Below are 15159 nucleotides of genomic sequence, written 5' to 3'. Positions count from 1 at the left end.
AATTGAGGACCCCAGCAAAGGCTCTTAGTACGCTATAAATAGGCATTGGAGATCAGGCGCTCGACCGTTGGATGGTCGCTCCCTCCTTTAGGCTCAATAGTGATATTGAGGGATTCGGCCCGGTCTATATAGGCAAGGGCGACCAGTTCCTGGTCTGTGGGTACCAGCCCCATACTGATCATTTCCCCGTCCACATCTGCCCACATCTGGTAGGTCTCATTCTCTGAAAGGGGTGGGAGTGCTTTGGGGTTCACCATGACGGATCGGGTCTTGTGATTCACATAGGCCACGGCCCGTGCTTCGGGGGAAAGACGATTGCCCTTCAAAAGCACAGGGATCATATCCCCGTCATTGAGCATGGCATTCAACTGTTGTACCTCCCGCATTTCTCCGGAGAGGATCTCCAGGGTCTCTTTAAGTTGTTGCTGTTCCTCCCTGGCCAGTCTGATATTCTCCTCTGCTTCCTGCCAGCGGGTGTACAACCAGAAGGTGCTCAGGGCGAACAGGGCCGCCATGGATGCGGCGACCAGGAGTCGGGTTCGGTCATAGGTCTTCGTCCCTTTCAGGGAACGTATTCCTTCCTGAGAAGGTTGTTCTGTTGTTTCCAGTTTGGTCTCCAACCTTTTTCTCACCGAGGCGGGGGGTGCAATGGCATTTTCCATCGCCAAGTTCTCAAAATCAGCTTCCAATCGGGTAAATTCTTCCCTGAGCACTGGGTCTTCAGCCAGGACCTGTTCTACCTGTTCCCGTTGGTTGCCATCGAGTTCATCCAGCAGGTAAGCCAGCAAGAGTCCTTGTTCTAAAATGGTCTTCCTATCCATGTTCAATCACATCTAAGCACAGTAAAAGAAGGGTGAACGCTGTGGGATACTTTTCCCTGAGCTGGATGAGCGCCTGCCTGACATACGATTTAAACGTACCGAGGGGCACCCCCATGATCTTATGGGCTTCCCGGTGCGTATACCCTTTAAAATAAACGAGTTCGATCACCTTTTGATGGTGGTCCTCCAGTTTCATGACAACTCCATTCAGCGCTTCGAAATCCTGTGTGGTTTCCTCTTCTCTTATATCCTTATATACACGCATGTCTTCGGTTTGGATGAGGGGATCTGATTTTCTCAGGGCATTCAGGGTCTTATTCCTGGCAATTCGGTAGGCCCAGGTATAGAACTTTCCTTTAGAAGGGTCGAACTGGTCAATCTTTTCCCATATAGTCAGGAAAATCTCCTGCAGGAGGTCTTCGGCCATTCCCCGGTCCCTGCACATCCTGAGTACCACCCCGAAGAGGGCACCCGAATATCGGTCATACAGGGAATACAAAGCGTTCTTGTCGCCTTCCCTGAGCCGTTCTATCTGTAGGTTCTCATCCATAGCAGGTGTTAAAGATATGATAAAAATCGGCTTGGCTCATCTATCGCAAAGTCATCCGTGTATATACAAGAGAAGAGTGCACTAAAACATTTAATTCTCACTAAAACTAAAAACAAATCATGAAAAAAGTAATCTTTATTCTTTCGACTGTTGCCCTGCTGATGGGGACCACAAAAGCAAATGCTCAGAACAATTCTCAGGACATCGTAGACATCGCTGTCTCCGTGGATGATTTCTCCACTTTGGTAACAGCTTTGAAAGCGGCTGACCTCGTAGGTGCCCTGCAAGGAGATGGACCCTTTACAGTCTTCGCTCCGGTAAATTCCGGATTCGCCAAGATAGATGCAAATACCCTGAATGCTCTGCTCCAGCCTGAGAACAAGGAAAAACTGGCTGCGATCCTTACCTACCATGTGGTATCCGGAAAGATCACGGCTACAGATGTGGTAAATGCGCTGAAGAAAGGAAATGGCAAAGCCGAACTCACCACCCTGAACGGAGGAACAGTAACAGCCGTACAAAAAGACGGTGGGATCTTCCTGATGGATGCTAATGGCAATTACAGCAAGATCGCCAAAACAGACGTAATGGCTTCTAATGGCGTGATTCACATCATCGAGGATGTGGTTATGCCCAAATAGTTGGTTGGTTGGTTGTTGAGAAAGAGCATCGCCCCTGGCGGTGCTTTTTCGTTTTTAGGAGGTTCATGCTGAGGGCATGCGATAGCCTAAAGCGGCCAGAAAGAAACCAGGGCCAGTTGAAGGAGCAGGAAGAAGAGGAAGGGGATCACCAGATATCCCATGATGTCCCGGGCCTGTATTTTTGTGCCCGATCCCAGGACCGGAATGATCACCAGTAGAAAAAAAGGCTGTAAAAGATTGGTGAGGCTTTCCCCATAGGCCACGGACATGGCGGCCCTGGAGATCAGCGCATTCAGCTGTTGCTCCGGCAGACCAGCCCCAATTTCCTGCACGGCCTGAAGGATGGAAGGTCCTATCACCGCAAACTCACCCCCGGCTGAAGGGATAGCGAAGTTGACCAGTGCTCCGGAGAGAAAGGCAAAAAATGGCACGCTATCCACGCTGGCTACGGAGGCCATCCACAGGGCCAGTTTTTCCCCCAGTCCTGTATAGATCATGATCCCCATGATCCCTGCGTAAAAAGGGAACTGAAATACGATCCCGGAGATGTTGCCGCTGGCTCTTTTCATAGCGATCACATACCTCATGGGGGTTCCGTGAAGGTAGAGTCCCAGGATCAGGAAGGTAAAGATCATGACATTCAGGTTCAGGTCGAGCCCCCGGGTCATAAAATGATGGATCAGATACACCGTCCCCGAAAGGGCAATCACGTATTGAATGATCATGCTATTGTTCAACAGGTCGGAAAAGGCCTTGTAGGGGAGTTTTAATAGGCGTGCTTCCTCCCGAATGGGGGTCGTATTTTGCCCGGATTCGGGTCCGAGCATGGTTTTGAGGGTAGGGACGTCTGCAGACCTGGGCGCGAGATAATGCATCAGTAGGGGGCCTGTGACCAAAATGATCCCCATCATGACGAGGTTGAGTGAACTACCCAGGGTATCCGCCGTGGGAAGGGTCGAACTGAGGATCCCGGCTTCCAGGATAAAATTCCCCGGGGTATTCAACAGTAAGGGAATGGAACTCGACAGGCCGCACACCCAGATCAGGTTCGAGAAATATATACACGCGATGAGATAGGGATAGTGTATTCCCTTGATCCTCAGAGCCAATTCCCTTCCCAGGACAGCGGTCACGACCATCCACCCCCAACTTACCAGGCAAAACAATGATCCCAGCAGGACCACCAGAAAATACACCTGCCTTGGGCTGCGGATCTTTCCCGCCAGGGTATCAATGCCCCTGTTTACCAGGGGAGACAGAGCAATGGAATAGCCCGTTACCACCAGTAAAACCATCTGCATCCCGAATTCGAGCAGCAACCAGAAACCGTCATACCAGGAGCGGATCACCTTCATAGTGGAGGCCTCTGTCCAGGTCATCGCCAGGCCCGCTGTGATCAGGGTGAGCAGAAGGGCAAAGACAAAGGCATCCGGCATGAACCTTTGAAATATATCCGTGAATTTTTTACCTAGTTTCTGTATCATCTGGTCTATTGAGATACTTATAACATGGGGATCAGACTTGCGGAATCGATCACCGTGGCGAATTCCTTATGAAGGCTGGCAAGGCAGATCCTGTGGACCAGGTCGGCCTCGAATGCTTCCCCATCAGGGCCTAAGGTATTAAAAGTAGCCGTTGCATCTGAGATGACATAGGTGTTATACCCTAAATTACCGGCCATACGTGCTGTGGAGGAAACGCAGTGGGCTGTGGTGAGACCCACCAGTACGAGGTCCACGATGCCTTGATCTTGCAAAAGTTGATGCAGGTGGGTACCCAGGAAGGCGCTATTCGTATCTTTTTCCAGGATGGTTTCCCCTGTTTCCGGTGCGACGATGTCCTTGATGTCGTTTCCTATCCCTCCCGGACTAAGGGGTGAGGGCGGACTTCCCCTGTGTTTAATATGGAATAGGGGATATTTTTTTTCCCGCCATATCCTGAGAAGTTCGGCTGCCTGGGTTTCGGCATGTGGGTTATTCCTGCCCCCTCCGTAGTAGTCGAGTTCGTCCAGCCCTTTCTGGATATCGATCAGGAGCAGGGCCGGGGGTTGTTTAAATCTCATGTGATGATCATATTGAATTCCTACTTTTCTTCGATCTTGTAAATCACCGGATTAAACGCTTTTGAGGCCACCACTACCTTGTCTCCGGGACTGAGGCCTTCCACTTCCGTGGGATGTGCCGCCACCTTCACGATCTGGTTTCCGATCAGGACACTGGCCACTGTGATTACACTCTGTACCTCCAGTTCCAGGAGGGTTCCCGTAAACTGGAATTTTCCACTGAGTTTGTTCCCCATAAAAACTTGCTGAGGGGTACCCATCTTGCTGATCCTGCCTTTGTCGAGCAGAATGGTCGTATCCGAAAGCTTGATGATCTCTGCAAGATCATGGCTTACCATGAGGGTGGTGAGTTTAAATTTACGGTGGGATGACAGGATATATTCCTGTAGTTTCAGCCTCATAACCCCGTCCAGGGCGGCCAGGGGTTCATCCAGTAGGAGGATATCGGGCTGTTGGGCAAGAGCCCTCGCAAGGGAGGCCCTTTGCTTCTGACCCCCGGAGAGGGTGTCCGGATACCGATCCTGCAGGTCATGCAGGTCCATGTCTACTATGAGTTCCTCAATAAGCCCGGGAGGTGCCCCCTTTTTCTGGGCGAATTGCAGATTGCCCCGCACTGTCATATTGGGGAAAAGGGCATTCTCCTGGAATACGTACCCCACATTCCTCTTTTGGGGAGGCATATGCACTCTCTCTTTCGAATCGAACCAAACCTTCCCACCCTTGCTGATCCGCCCCTTATCCGGGGTAAGCAAACCTGCCAGGCTTCGTAATAGGGACGTTTTTCCGGAGCCCGAAGGGCCATAAAGGGTGATAAATTCCCCTTCCTGTAACTCCAGATCTACATCGAGGGTAAAATCCCCACCCCTGGCCTCGAGTATTTTACGGACCCTGATCTCTATCATTTCCAAAAACGGTTTACATATCCTCCATTGATCAGGTAAACCGAGAGTAGGAGAACAAAAGTGAGGGCAAAAAGGATTAGGGAATAGCTATTGGCGGCTGCATAATTCAGGGCCTCTACTTCATCGTAGATGGCTATGGAGGCCACGCGGGTCTTGCCCGGGATATTCCCCCCTATCATCAACACCACCCCGAATTCGCCTACCGTATGGGCAAAAGACAGGACAATCCCGGTTAGCAGGGATTTCCTGATATTCGGAAGAAGTATTTTGAACAATTGGGTGGAGGCCGACTTCCCCATGGTGGCCGCTGCTTCCGACAGGGATGGCGGCAGGGATGAAAGCCCTGTCTGAATGGGTTGTACCATAAAGGGCAGGCTGTAGACCACGGAAGCCAGTACGAGTCCGCCAAAAGAAAATACAAGTCGGATCCCCAGCCATTCATCGATCCATGCCCCAAAGGCGTTGTTCGGGCTGAATGCCAGCAGGAAATAAAAGCCGAGGACCGTGGGGGGAAGCACCAGGGGCATACTGACGAGGGTTTCCAGGAAGGGTTTCAGCCCCGATCTCGTCTTGCTGAGCCAGTAGGCCAGAGGGATTGAGACCAGCAACAGAACAAGGGTCGTCGTCAGGGCCAGTTCAAAGGTCAATATCAGCGGATCCCAGTTCATATCGGTGACAACATGATTTCATTGAGTTTGATCATAGCCCGGACGGCTGTCCCGGGCTTAAGCCCCAGTTCCCCTGCAGACCTCGTACTGATGATGGATCGAATCCTGCCAGAAGGGCATTTCAGGTCCAGGCTGCTGAGCAGAACCCCTGTTTCCAGGCTTTCCACTACACAGGGGATCTGATTGCTCAGACTTATTCCGTCGGTGCCCTCAAGGCCTATCACTACTTCGGTTTCCTTAAAAAGCACCTCTACCTCCCGGCCTGCAGCCAGATAAGGGGCAGAATCCGGAGTATCGATAACGATGCACCTTAACTCCATGTCAACCGGTACGATTACCGTGACCAGGGATAAACCCCCATCGGATTCAATAGTACTGATATGCCCACGGAACTTATTCATTTACCGAATATCCAAAATTTTTCAGGACCGCCTTTCCTTCCTTAGAAAAAAGATACCGATAAAACTTCCTGGCTTCTGGTTTTACAGCTTGCCCCGTTTGGATAAGTACTACCCCATGGGGCAAAGGATTGTACGCCTGGGGGTCGACCTCCACCCAGCTTCCTCTGTCACGGAGTTCCGGACTCATGACCGTGGAAAGGGAGGTAAATCCCAACTCGGCTGCAGCCGACTGAACAAATTGGTTGGCCTGTGCCACACTTTCTCCCATGACCAATTTGCCTCTGACCTGTTCTTCCAGACCGTAGAATTCCAGGGCTTCCTGCGCGGCCCTGCCATAGGGAGCGATCCTGGGATTAGCCAGGGCGATATGCCGGACCTCATCGGAGACCAGGAGCTCCACGGAGGGTCTGATATCCGGTCTCATCGTCCATAACACCAGAGAACCAAAGGCGAAGACCTCAGGTTTTTCCAAGGTACTGCCTGCTTTGAACAGGGACTCCGGATAGGTGAGGTCTGCGGAGAGGAAGAGGTCATACGGAGCCCCCTCCCTGATCTGAGCAAAGAGTTTGCCCGAAGATCCGGGGATCACCTCACAGGCGATGTTGTGCTCCTTTTCAAATCCGGCTACCAGGGAATCTACCGCATACTGGAGATTGGAGGCAATCGCAATGCGAAGAGTGCCACCGGCTTCCTGCTTCTCCCTGCACCCGGTCCAGAGGAAGACGGCCAAGAGGATCAAAGACCATTTAACAAGAGTTGTTTTCATCAGGTGTGATTTGGGTACACGGTCATGCAGGGCTCATGATAATCCAGAGGATTAAGGAATTATATGTTCACGAATTCAAAGCTTGCCATGGGGATCTTTCGCAGGTCCATTTCGGTTTCGTGGAGTAGTATGCCATGTTCGAGATACGCCTTGAGATTGGCCATCCAGAAGGTCCATCCGTTGCTGCAACCCACATGCAGATTCATTTTGCTCTCCTCATCGGTGGGGATATTGGCCTGAGTAAGGGTCACCAGGACATGGTCGCCTTCTTTTTTCAGTTCTACGGTCACCCTGCAGTGATCCGCGAATGAGAATTCGACCCTGTCCTTTCCATTGGCATACAGGATCTCCCCGGATTCTTTTCCATCCCAGTTAAACCAGCGCCAGGTATATCGGTCCCCTTTCTGTATGAAGGATTCCTTTGCCCTCGTTTCCCCTGTCTTCGACAGGTATACGGCCTCCATCAGGAACCAGGAACAGATACCTTCTGTCGTAGTCCAGCTCCAATAAAGCTTCTCAAGGGAGGCCCTGATATAGATCTTCTTGGTAAAACTTTCAAATCCGGGTAATGACATGATCCTATCTTTTTCTGTTCAGCTCGATTTGGTAAAGTCCTTCTCCGAGGGCTGCCAGGAAGGGGATACCTGTCTCATCGTATTCGTATTCATTGTCGTTGAAGATCTGGTCCTCATTGACCAGGATGGTGGCCGTAATAAGGAATTCAACCCCGTTCTGCTCATCACGGACATAGGCGCAATCGGTCAGGGTGCCATAGGCATACCCTACCTTGTTATAGATCTTTATATGTTCGGGCATGGGCTTTTGTGTGTCGCCGAACAAGAAGAATTTCCCGTAGCTGTCGTAATATTCGACCGGGTCGTATCCCGCCTGTCTGGGAAGGATTTTCATGGCATCTAACAGAAAAGTACGCTGGGATCGGCTGAGATGGAACTGCTCCACCTGGGGATAGGCCTCGGGAAAAATGACCCGCTTCAGGACCTCATGCTGGGTGTCAATAGGATAATAGTTCTTCAGGCTGAAGTCGAATGGCATCTCCATCAGGGTATCCTCTTCATAAAAGCCCTTTCCTTTTGTGACCCCCTTTAATTCCAGAGGTTTCGGGGGAGTGTTGAACGTCCTGGGGAGGACGGTTGTCGTGCTGTCGTTCAGATAGACCACCAGGGGTTTGGTCGTCACCTCATCTGCATCCGGCACCGATAGCCTGTGCGAGATCCTTGCCGGGCCGATATTTTTTTTGCGAAATGCCTCATTGATCGCATCCTGCCCCAGGAATTCGAGTAACCGGTTATTGGCGGCATTATCACTGACGGCGAAGATCTTGATGATCTCCTTCCCAAAAGTGGTTTCCAGGGTATCCCCTTCAACATAGAATCGGGTATTGAGGTCGAGATTACTGCTCCGGTTGACCTTTTCCATGGCTAATACGGCGATTGGGAACTTCACCGTGCTGGCGGGGTAGAAGTATTCTTCCTTATCAACCTGATAATCAAAATCCCTGAAGACGAGTGAATCTCCTTTTCGATCGATCTGGGTGTACCGTATCTGTACTTCGTACGGCTCGGGGTTTTCCATGACCTTCCGGATCCTGGGATCTTCTGAGGATAGCACCTGGTCCAGTGGGTCCTTTGGAGGTTGATCACCCGAGCATCCCAACAGGCAGGTGATCATTATACCCGTTAGAAAGGAATGGATCGTAAATGTAATAGGTGAATTTCTCATAGCCGCTTCCAAGAAATTTTAAGCTGAGGGGTCATCTGTGTACACTTCCCCCCGGTGAGGTCTCAGGGCATCCCGGATCTGGATCATCATGGGTTCTTCCACGACCATGAATGCCACGGAATGCTGCTCGGTTACCGCCTGGTGACCGCTTATATCCAAGTGGAGTTTTTCTTTTCTGATAAACTCGGACAAGTGTACCGCGTGATGCCTGGCTATCTCAAGGGAATCGGGACCCCTGAAATCCCATAATAATTTGATCTTCCTGTTACTGCCCATAATGCCCGGGTTTACGATTTTGCTTCGGCAAAGGCTTTAAAGTCCTTCATGAATTTGAGGGTCTGCTTTTTAAACGCACCAGGCATAAGAAATGCCATCATTTTCATAAAGAAACCGTTGAAGTGAAATTCGGATTCCGAGATCCATTTGGTGGAATGGTCACCCACGGGTTTAAAATAATTCTTTTGGATATTGTGTACCCCTTTGGCATCATAGGTGCCATGGAATTCATGAGGAAGATTTCGCTTTATGATGGTCTCTATCATAACGACCTCTCGTTTCCCCATTTTGTATTTCAATTCCATTTGAGCGCCTTCCTTGCCTGGGATCCCGCTGAGGTGTTGCACAGACATCAGGTCTTTTTGCCATAGTTTCATGTTCTCCGTACTGTCGAATTTTTTTATGAATTCTGACAAGGGAACCTCTACGGTTATTTCAGTGAGATATTTCATGAATGGATAAAGGATCTCCCCTAAAATACTAAATAATGGGGATTAGAGACTAAAAATCTGTTAATGCATGGGGTTATCCTTGTTCAGGAGATTCGAATTCTTAATTTTGCGGAATGCATTTCGCATTGGGAAATCGATTACATCCGGGGTTGCTTTTAGGGAGTATCCTACTCATCCTGACCCTCACCTCCTGTGAAGGGCTCTTTAAAAGTGAACCGGAGAACGCCCCGCTGGCCAGGGTGGGGGACACCTATCTCTACCGGGAGGATATACAGTCCTTACTCAACAGCACCGTCAATGAGCAGGACAGCGCTTCCCTGGTGACCAATTACATAAATAACTGGGCGGTCAAACAACTCCTCTACGAAAAGGCCCAGATCAACCTCACCGAGGAGCAGATAGAGGAATTTGAGAGACTGGTATCCAACTACAGGATCGACCTTTTAACCAGGGCTTACAAAGAGGCCTTGGTGCTCCGGGGAGAGGATACCACCATAACCGATACCCAGCTCCGCCAGTTCTATGAACAGGAGAAGGAGAATTTTTTGCTGAAGGAAAAGGTGGTCCAACTTCGGTTTGTCCAATTGCCCAAACAGTTTCTCAACAAGGAGGAGGTAAGGCAACGGCTAGACCGGTTCAGCCCGGAGGATCAGGTGTTCCTCGACTCCATAGGGGTACAGTTCAAAAAACTGAACTTCAACGATTCCCTGTGGGTGCCATTGAACAGGATCATTCAGGAGATCCCTCCCCTGAACTATGAAAATGAGGAAAGATACCTAAAAAAATCACAATTTTTTGAATTGGAGGACTCCCTGGGGGTATATTTGGGAAAGACAGCAGAGGTGAGGTCCCTGAACGAGATTGCTCCTCTGGGTTATATCAAACCTACCCTGAGGCAGGTCCTGCTCAACAGAAGGAAGCTCGATTTCCAAAGAAGACTGGAGATCGAACTCCTGGATGAAGCCGTTAAACAAAATGAATTTGAGATCTATGAACAAGGAAAGAAATAAATTTTTGACCTTCCTCCTGGTACTATGTGCCTTTGTGGGCAATGCCCAGGAAGGAAATGAGGCCGTCGAGGAATCGGTTGAGCAGGTCGGGCAGGAATCTGCCATGGCCGCTGCTGACACCGTGAATACCTTCAAAAGAATAAAGCTGGATGGTATTGCCGCCGTGGTGGGCGACTACGTGATCCTGGATTCGGATATAGAAAAGACCTTGATCGACCTCAGGAGTCAGGGGGCCTCTACGGAGGATATCACCCACTGCAGCCTGCTCGGAAAACTGATGGAAGATCGCCTGTATGCGCACCAGGCCGTACAGGACAGTATCCTGGTATCCGATGACGAGGTGAACGCCACCAGCGACCGGCAGATACAGCAACTCATTCAACAGGTAGGCTCTATGGAGAAGGTGTTGCAATTCTACAAAAAAGAGAGTATTGAGGATTTTCGGGAGGAACTCTACAATATCAACAAGCTAAGAATGCTTTCAGAGAAGATGCAGCAAAAGATCGTCAGTGACATCAAGGTCACCCCGGAAGAGGTGCGACAATTCTTCCGAAAGATCCCGGAAGATGAGAAACCGGTATTCGGTGCAGAACTGGAGATCTCACAGATCGTGAAGATGCCAAAGGTACCAGAGGAGGAAAAGCAAAAGGTGATCAACAAGCTTCGGGAGATCAAAGCCGATGTGGAGGATAATGACGCGAGTTTCAGCGTAAAGGCCATCCTGTATTCCCAGGACCCCGGATCCAAGTCGAAAGGCGGGTTTTACAGTATGACCCGAGAGACACCTTTTGTGAAGGAATTTAAAGATGTGGCCTTCAGCCTACAGGAGGGGGAGATTTCCGAACCTTTCGAAACTGTATTCGGCTATCATATCATCTTCATAGAAAAGATAAGGGGGCAGGAGCTAGACCTCAGGCATATTCTCATTCAGCCAGAAATCCCCCAATCCGCCATAGACGATGCCAAAATAGAACTCGATACCATCCGCAAGCACATCCTGGAAGGAAAATACACCTTTGCCGAGGCGGCCCTTAATTTCTCCGACGAGAAGGAGACCAAGTTTGACGGAGGCCTCCTCAGGAACCCCATCAATTTCGATTCTCGTTTTGAACTCACCAAGATGGACCCTACCCTCTACAACCAGGTGCGAAACCTTAAAGACGAAGAGATCTCCTACCCATTGCTGGAGGCTGACCCCAGGGGAGGGCCACCCAAGTACAAGATCCTGAAAGTGACCAACAGGTATGATGAGCACGTTGCCGACTTCGCCAAGGACTACCTCAAGATCCAGGAGCTGGCCCTTAGGGAAAAGCAGTACAAGGCCATACAGGAGTGGATGGACGAGCACATTGAGGACACCTACGTCAGCGTAAATGCAACCAACAAATCATGCGACTTTGCAAATAACTGGGTGAAGGAATAGAACATGTCTGACGTAAAGGCCATTGAGGAATTAGGAAAAAAACACCAGGCGCTTAAAAAGGAGATCGCTAAGGTCATCGTTGGGCAGCACGAGGTCATCGACCTTATCCTCCTGTCGATCTACACCGGGGGACATTCCCTTCTCATAGGAGTGCCCGGACTCGCAAAGACTCTGATGGTCAACACCATCGCCAGGACCCTGGGGCTCGACTTCAAACGCATACAGTTTACCCCGGATCTCATGCCCAGTGACATCCTGGGAAGCGAGGTATTGGACCAGAACCGGACATTTAAGTTTATCAAAGGCCCCGTTTTTGCCAATATTATCCTGGCCGACGAGATCAACCGTACCCCTCCAAAGACCCAGGCGGCATTGCTCGAAGCCATGCAGGAAAAGGCCGTGACCATTGCCGGGGAAAGGCATAAGCTCGGTGCCCCATACTTCGTATTGGCCACCCAGAACCCCATAGAACAGGAGGGAACCTACCCCTTGCCGGAGGCTCAGTTAGACCGATTTATGTTCGCCATAGAACTGAAATACCCTTCCATGGAAGAGGAAGTGCAGATCGTCAAGGAGACCACGGATGATGAGGAAGCCGAGATCAGGCCCCTTTTCAATGCCGAGGAGATACTGGCGATACAGCACCTCATCAGGCGAATTCCTGTACCCAACAATGTGGTAGAGTACGCCGTAAGGCTTGTGAATAGTACCCGACCCGGTACTCCGGCATCTTCAGACTATATCAACCAGTACCTCGATTGGGGAGCAGGCCCCAGGGCTTCTCAGAATCTCGTACTTGGGGCTAAGGCCCATGCCGCGGTGAATGGAAAATTTTCCCCGGACATAGAAGATGTTCAGGCCGTCGCCCTCGGCATCTTGAGACACAGGATCATCAAGAACTACAAGGCAGAGGCTGAAGGGATATCGGAAGAGGAAATCATCAACCACCTCATGTAGGCCCGAGGGTCTTCAGAAATAAGGACAAGGATCAGAACACCTCGATTTTCTTTGCGGAAAAGGATGAAATGGGACACGGTTCGCAGCCCTGTTTTGCTAACTCCGCAAACCATTCGGGCTACTTTAAAAAGTTTCCCTAACCCTTATTAATTTTTTATCTTTGGGGGATTAACTAACGTTAAATACACATTATAATGGCATTTGATATAGACATGATTAAAGGCGTCTACGCCAGGATGGCGGAGCGGGTGGATAAAGCACGTGAACTGACGGGGAAGCCCCTGACCCTCTCCGAGAAAATCCTATACTCTCACCTGTGGGAAGGAACCCCCACCAAAGTCTTCAGACGTGGGAAGGACTATGTGGATTTTGCCCCGGACCGTGTCGCGTGTCAGGATGCCACCGCCCAGATGGCTTTGCTTCAGTTTATGCATGCCGGTAAGCCAAAAGTGGCTGTGCCTACTACGGTTCACTGCGATCACCTCATTCAGGCAAAGGTAGGAGCGGAAGCCGACCTGAAAAGGGCCAATCAAAACAGCAACGAAGTATTCGATTTCCTGGAATCGGTTTCCAATAAATATGGGATCGGGTTCTGGAAACCCGGTGCCGGGATCATTCACCAGGTGGTCCTGGAGAATTACGCCTTTCCAGGCGGGATGATGATAGGTACGGACTCCCATACCGTCAATGCGGGCGGTTTGGGAATGGTGGCCATCGGAGTTGGTGGTGCAGACGCAGTGGATGTCATGGCCGGAATGGCCTGGGAATTGAAATTCCCTAAACTCATAGGGGTGAAACTCACCGGCAAGCTCAGCGGATGGACAGCACCTAAAGATGTGATCCTCAAGGTCGCGGATATCCTGACCGTCAAAGGCGGAACAGGGGCGATCATAGAATATTTTGGAGAAGGGGCGATTTCCATGTCCTGTACCGGAAAAGGGACTATTTGCAATATGGGTGCAGAAGTGGGGGCTACTACTTCCACCTTTGGGTACGACGAGTCTATGGATCGCTACCTCAGGGGCACAGACCGTGCTGATGTGGCAGATGCAGCCAAAAAGGTGGCTAAGTACCTCACGGCCGACCCCGAAGTGTACCGTGAACCTGAAAAATATTTTGACCAGTTGATCGAGATCAACCTCTCTACCCTGGAGCCCCATCTGAACGGACCTTTTACACCAGACCTGGCGACACCCATCTCTAAAATGGGAAAGGCGGCCAGGGAGAATGACTGGCCGTTGAATGTGGAAGTGGGACTCATAGGGTCCTGTACCAATTCCTCTTACGAGGATATCTCAAGGGCCGCTTCCCTGGCCAAACAGGTATCGGATAAAAATCTCAAGACGAAATCAAAATTCACCATCACCCCGGGTTCTGAGATGGTGCGTTATACCATCGAAAGGGATGGCTTTATCAAGACCTTCAACGATATAGGGGCTACCGTTTTTGCCAATGCATGCGGACCCTGTATAGGTATGTGGGATCGGTACGGGGACAAGGCTGCCAACGGCCCCCGGAATACGATCGTCCACTCTTTCAACAGGAACTTTGCCAAAAGGGCAGACGGCAACCCGAACACCCTCGCCTTTGTGGGGTCACCTGAACTGGTGACTGCCATCGCGATCTCGGGCCGACTGGATTTCAACCCGATCACAGACACCCTGATCAACGAGGAAGGGCAGGAGGTAAAGCTAGACGAACCCAGGGGGTATGAATTGCCTCCGGAAGGATTTGCCGTGGAAGATGCCGGATATATCGCCCCGAAAGAAGACGGGAGCTCGGTAGAGGTCAAGGTGGCCACAGATTCCGAAAGGCTTCAGTTGCTCGCTCCCTTTACTGCCATTACGAATGAGAGCCTGCAAGGGATGAAACTCCTGATCAAAGCTTACGGGAAATGTACGACAGACCATATTTCCATGGCCGGACCCTGGCTGAGGTTCAGGGGGCATCTAGACAATATTTCAAACAATACCCTCATCGGGGCTGTCAATGCATTCAACAAAAAGACCAATTTTGTCAAAAATCAGCTGACAGGAGAATACGGGGGCGTACCGGATACCCAGAGGGCCTATAAGGCCAAAGGAATCAAAACCATCGTAGTGGGCGACCACAATTACGGAGAAGGTTCATCCCGGGAGCATGCTGCCATGCAGCCAAGGCATTTGGGGGTTGCAGCTGTATTGGTAAAATCCTTTGCGAGGATCCACGAGACCAACCTGAAAAAACAGGGGATGCTGGCTCTTACCTTCGCGAATGAAAACGACTATGACAAGATACAGGAGGACGACACCTTTAATTTTATCGATATAGCAAATTTCTCACCTGATGTCCCCCTGACCATTGAAGTCGTACATGCAGACGGATCCAAGAACCTGATCAAGGCCAATCATTCCTACAATGCCCCGCAGATCGCCTGGTTCCGTGAAGGGTCGGCCCTGAACGTGATCAAAAAGGAAAATGCGGCATAGGGAATCGGCAGGATAGAAGGCA

General features: G+C 50.5%; 17 protein-coding genes. 5 read left to right on the top strand and 12 right to left on the bottom strand.

Annotated elements, in window-relative coordinates; genetic code table 11:
- Positions 1–32 precede the first annotated feature (32 nt).
- Together GWK09_RS01285 and GWK09_RS01280 are read right to left on the bottom strand one after the other, a co-directional pair.
- Entirely contained in the window at positions 33–821 is a 789-nt protein-coding gene (locus GWK09_RS01285; RefSeq protein ID WP_163691211.1) for an anti-sigma factor, read from the bottom strand.
- The gene (locus GWK09_RS01280) at positions 814–1371 is read right to left on the bottom strand and encodes an RNA polymerase sigma factor (RefSeq protein ID WP_163691210.1); all 558 of its coding nucleotides are present in this window, start codon (positions 1369–1371) and stop codon (positions 814–816) included. Before GWK09_RS01280 ends, GWK09_RS01285 begins: the two co-directional genes overlap by 8 nt.
- 119 nt (positions 1372–1490) lie before the next feature.
- On the opposite strand from GWK09_RS01280, the gene GWK09_RS01275 reads away from it, so the two are divergent.
- Positions 1491–2012 (top strand): fasciclin domain-containing protein, encoded by a 522-nt coding sequence (locus GWK09_RS01275; RefSeq protein ID WP_163691209.1) that lies wholly within the window; start codon positions 1491–1493, stop codon positions 2010–2012.
- Between the two features lie 86 nt (positions 2013–2098).
- Here GWK09_RS01275 and GWK09_RS01270 read toward each other — a convergent pair whose 3' ends face one another.
- From GWK09_RS01270 to GWK09_RS01225, 10 genes are read right to left on the bottom strand one after another with little or no spacing between them, the layout of a single operon-like run.
- Positions 2099–3496, bottom strand: coding sequence for a short-chain fatty acid transporter (locus tag GWK09_RS01270; protein WP_163691208.1), 1398 nt, complete (start codon positions 3494–3496; stop codon positions 2099–2101).
- 17 nt (positions 3497–3513) lie between these two features.
- On the bottom strand, positions 3514–4074 hold the full coding sequence (locus GWK09_RS01265; protein ID WP_163691207.1) for a cysteine hydrolase family protein: 561 nt from the start codon (positions 4072–4074) through the stop codon (positions 3514–3516).
- A gap of 20 nt (positions 4075–4094) precedes the next feature.
- Positions 4095–4976 (bottom strand): ATP-binding cassette domain-containing protein, encoded by an 882-nt coding sequence (locus GWK09_RS01260; protein WP_163691206.1) that lies wholly within the window; start codon positions 4974–4976, stop codon positions 4095–4097.
- The gene (gene modB, locus GWK09_RS01255; protein WP_163691205.1) at positions 4973–5644 is read right to left on the bottom strand and encodes a molybdate ABC transporter permease subunit; all 672 of its coding nucleotides are present in this window, start codon (positions 5642–5644) and stop codon (positions 4973–4975) included. The genes GWK09_RS01260 and modB overlap by 4 nt, the downstream gene beginning before the upstream one ends.
- A complete protein-coding gene (locus GWK09_RS01250) occupies positions 5641–6045 on the bottom strand; it encodes a TOBE domain-containing protein (protein WP_163691204.1) in 405 nt (134 codons plus the stop codon). The genes modB and GWK09_RS01250 overlap by 4 nt, the downstream gene beginning before the upstream one ends.
- Positions 6038–6811, bottom strand: a complete 774-nt coding sequence (modA, locus tag GWK09_RS01245) for a molybdate ABC transporter substrate-binding protein (protein ID WP_163691203.1) — start codon at positions 6809–6811, stop codon at positions 6038–6040. The genes GWK09_RS01250 and modA overlap by 8 nt, the downstream gene beginning before the upstream one ends.
- 59 nt (positions 6812–6870) lie before the next feature.
- Positions 6871–7386, bottom strand: coding sequence for an SRPBCC family protein (locus GWK09_RS01240; RefSeq protein ID WP_163691202.1), 516 nt, complete (start codon positions 7384–7386; stop codon positions 6871–6873).
- A 4-nt stretch (positions 7387–7390) separates the two neighbouring features.
- Positions 7391–8551 (bottom strand): serine hydrolase, encoded by a 1161-nt coding sequence (locus GWK09_RS01235; protein ID WP_204260343.1) that lies wholly within the window; start codon positions 8549–8551, stop codon positions 7391–7393.
- 18 nt (positions 8552–8569) lie between these two features.
- Entirely contained in the window at positions 8570–8827 is a 258-nt protein-coding gene (locus GWK09_RS01230; protein WP_163691201.1) for a hypothetical protein, read from the bottom strand.
- 11 nt (positions 8828–8838) lie between these two features.
- Entirely contained in the window at positions 8839–9279 is a 441-nt protein-coding gene (locus tag GWK09_RS01225) for an SRPBCC family protein (RefSeq protein WP_163691200.1), read from the bottom strand.
- 113 nt (positions 9280–9392) lie between these two features.
- Between GWK09_RS01225 and GWK09_RS01220 the strand changes: the two genes are divergently transcribed.
- From GWK09_RS01220 to GWK09_RS01205, 4 genes are all read left to right on the top strand, one after another.
- A complete protein-coding gene (locus tag GWK09_RS01220) occupies positions 9393–10289 on the top strand; it encodes a peptidyl-prolyl cis-trans isomerase (RefSeq protein ID WP_239530529.1) in 897 nt (298 codons plus the stop codon).
- Positions 10270–11712: a peptidylprolyl isomerase gene (locus tag GWK09_RS01215; protein ID WP_239530528.1), complete on the top strand. Its 1443-nt coding sequence runs from the start codon at positions 10270–10272 to the stop codon at positions 11710–11712. The genes GWK09_RS01220 and GWK09_RS01215 overlap by 20 nt, the downstream gene beginning before the upstream one ends.
- Before the next feature lie 3 nt (positions 11713–11715).
- Complete coding sequence (locus GWK09_RS01210; RefSeq protein ID WP_163691198.1) at positions 11716–12669, top strand: AAA family ATPase; 954 nt, start codon at positions 11716–11718, stop codon at positions 12667–12669.
- A 194-nt stretch (positions 12670–12863) separates the two neighbouring features.
- On the top strand, positions 12864–15137 hold the full coding sequence (locus GWK09_RS01205) for an aconitate hydratase (RefSeq protein WP_163691197.1): 2274 nt from the start codon (positions 12864–12866) through the stop codon (positions 15135–15137).
- Positions 15138–15159 lie beyond the last annotated feature (22 nt).

This window comes from Muriicola jejuensis, from assembly GCF_010671595.1.
Taxonomy (GTDB): domain Bacteria; phylum Bacteroidota; class Bacteroidia; order Flavobacteriales; family Flavobacteriaceae; genus Muriicola; species Muriicola jejuensis.
The sequence above is the reverse complement of the archived record's forward strand: the minus strand, read 5'-3'. Positions and strand labels throughout refer to the sequence as shown.

Bases quoted from the DNA above. Each gene is read 5' to 3' on its own strand.
- modA (WP_163691203.1), bottom strand. From the start codon at position 6,811: ATGAAAACAACTCTTGTTAAATGGTCTTTGATCCTCTTGGCCGTCTTC.
- GWK09_RS01205 (WP_163691197.1), top strand. From the start codon at position 12,864: ATGGCATTTGATATAGACATGATTAAAGGCGTCTACGCCAGGATGGCG.
- GWK09_RS01210 (WP_163691198.1), top strand. From the start codon at position 11,716: ATGTCTGACGTAAAGGCCATTGAGGAATTAGGAAAAAAACACCAGGCG.
- GWK09_RS01225 (WP_163691200.1), bottom strand. From the start codon at position 9,279: ATGAAATATCTCACTGAAATAACCGTAGAGGTTCCCTTGTCAGAATTC.
- GWK09_RS01220 (WP_239530529.1), top strand. From the start codon at position 9,393: ATGCATTTCGCATTGGGAAATCGATTACATCCGGGGTTGCTTTTAGGG.
- modB (WP_163691205.1), bottom strand. From the start codon at position 5,644: ATGAACTGGGATCCGCTGATATTGACCTTTGAACTGGCCCTGACGACG.
- GWK09_RS01250 (WP_163691204.1), bottom strand. From the start codon at position 6,045: ATGAATAAGTTCCGTGGGCATATCAGTACTATTGAATCCGATGGGGGT.
- GWK09_RS01280 (WP_163691210.1), bottom strand. From the start codon at position 1,371: ATGGATGAGAACCTACAGATAGAACGGCTCAGGGAAGGCGACAAGAAC.
- GWK09_RS01265 (WP_163691207.1), bottom strand. From the start codon at position 4,074: ATGAGATTTAAACAACCCCCGGCCCTGCTCCTGATCGATATCCAGAAA.
- GWK09_RS01215 (WP_239530528.1), top strand. From the start codon at position 10,270: ATGAACAAGGAAAGAAATAAATTTTTGACCTTCCTCCTGGTACTATGT.
- GWK09_RS01235 (WP_204260343.1), bottom strand. From the start codon at position 8,551: ATGAGAAATTCACCTATTACATTTACGATCCATTCCTTTCTAACGGGT.
- GWK09_RS01230 (WP_163691201.1), bottom strand. From the start codon at position 8,827: ATGGGCAGTAACAGGAAGATCAAATTATTATGGGATTTCAGGGGTCCC.
- GWK09_RS01285 (WP_163691211.1), bottom strand. From the start codon at position 821: ATGGATAGGAAGACCATTTTAGAACAAGGACTCTTGCTGGCTTACCTG.
- GWK09_RS01260 (WP_163691206.1), bottom strand. From the start codon at position 4,976: ATGATAGAGATCAGGGTCCGTAAAATACTCGAGGCCAGGGGTGGGGAT.
- GWK09_RS01270 (WP_163691208.1), bottom strand. From the start codon at position 3,496: ATGATACAGAAACTAGGTAAAAAATTCACGGATATATTTCAAAGGTTC.
- GWK09_RS01240 (WP_163691202.1), bottom strand. From the start codon at position 7,386: ATGTCATTACCCGGATTTGAAAGTTTTACCAAGAAGATCTATATCAGG.
- GWK09_RS01275 (WP_163691209.1), top strand. From the start codon at position 1,491: ATGAAAAAAGTAATCTTTATTCTTTCGACTGTTGCCCTGCTGATGGGG.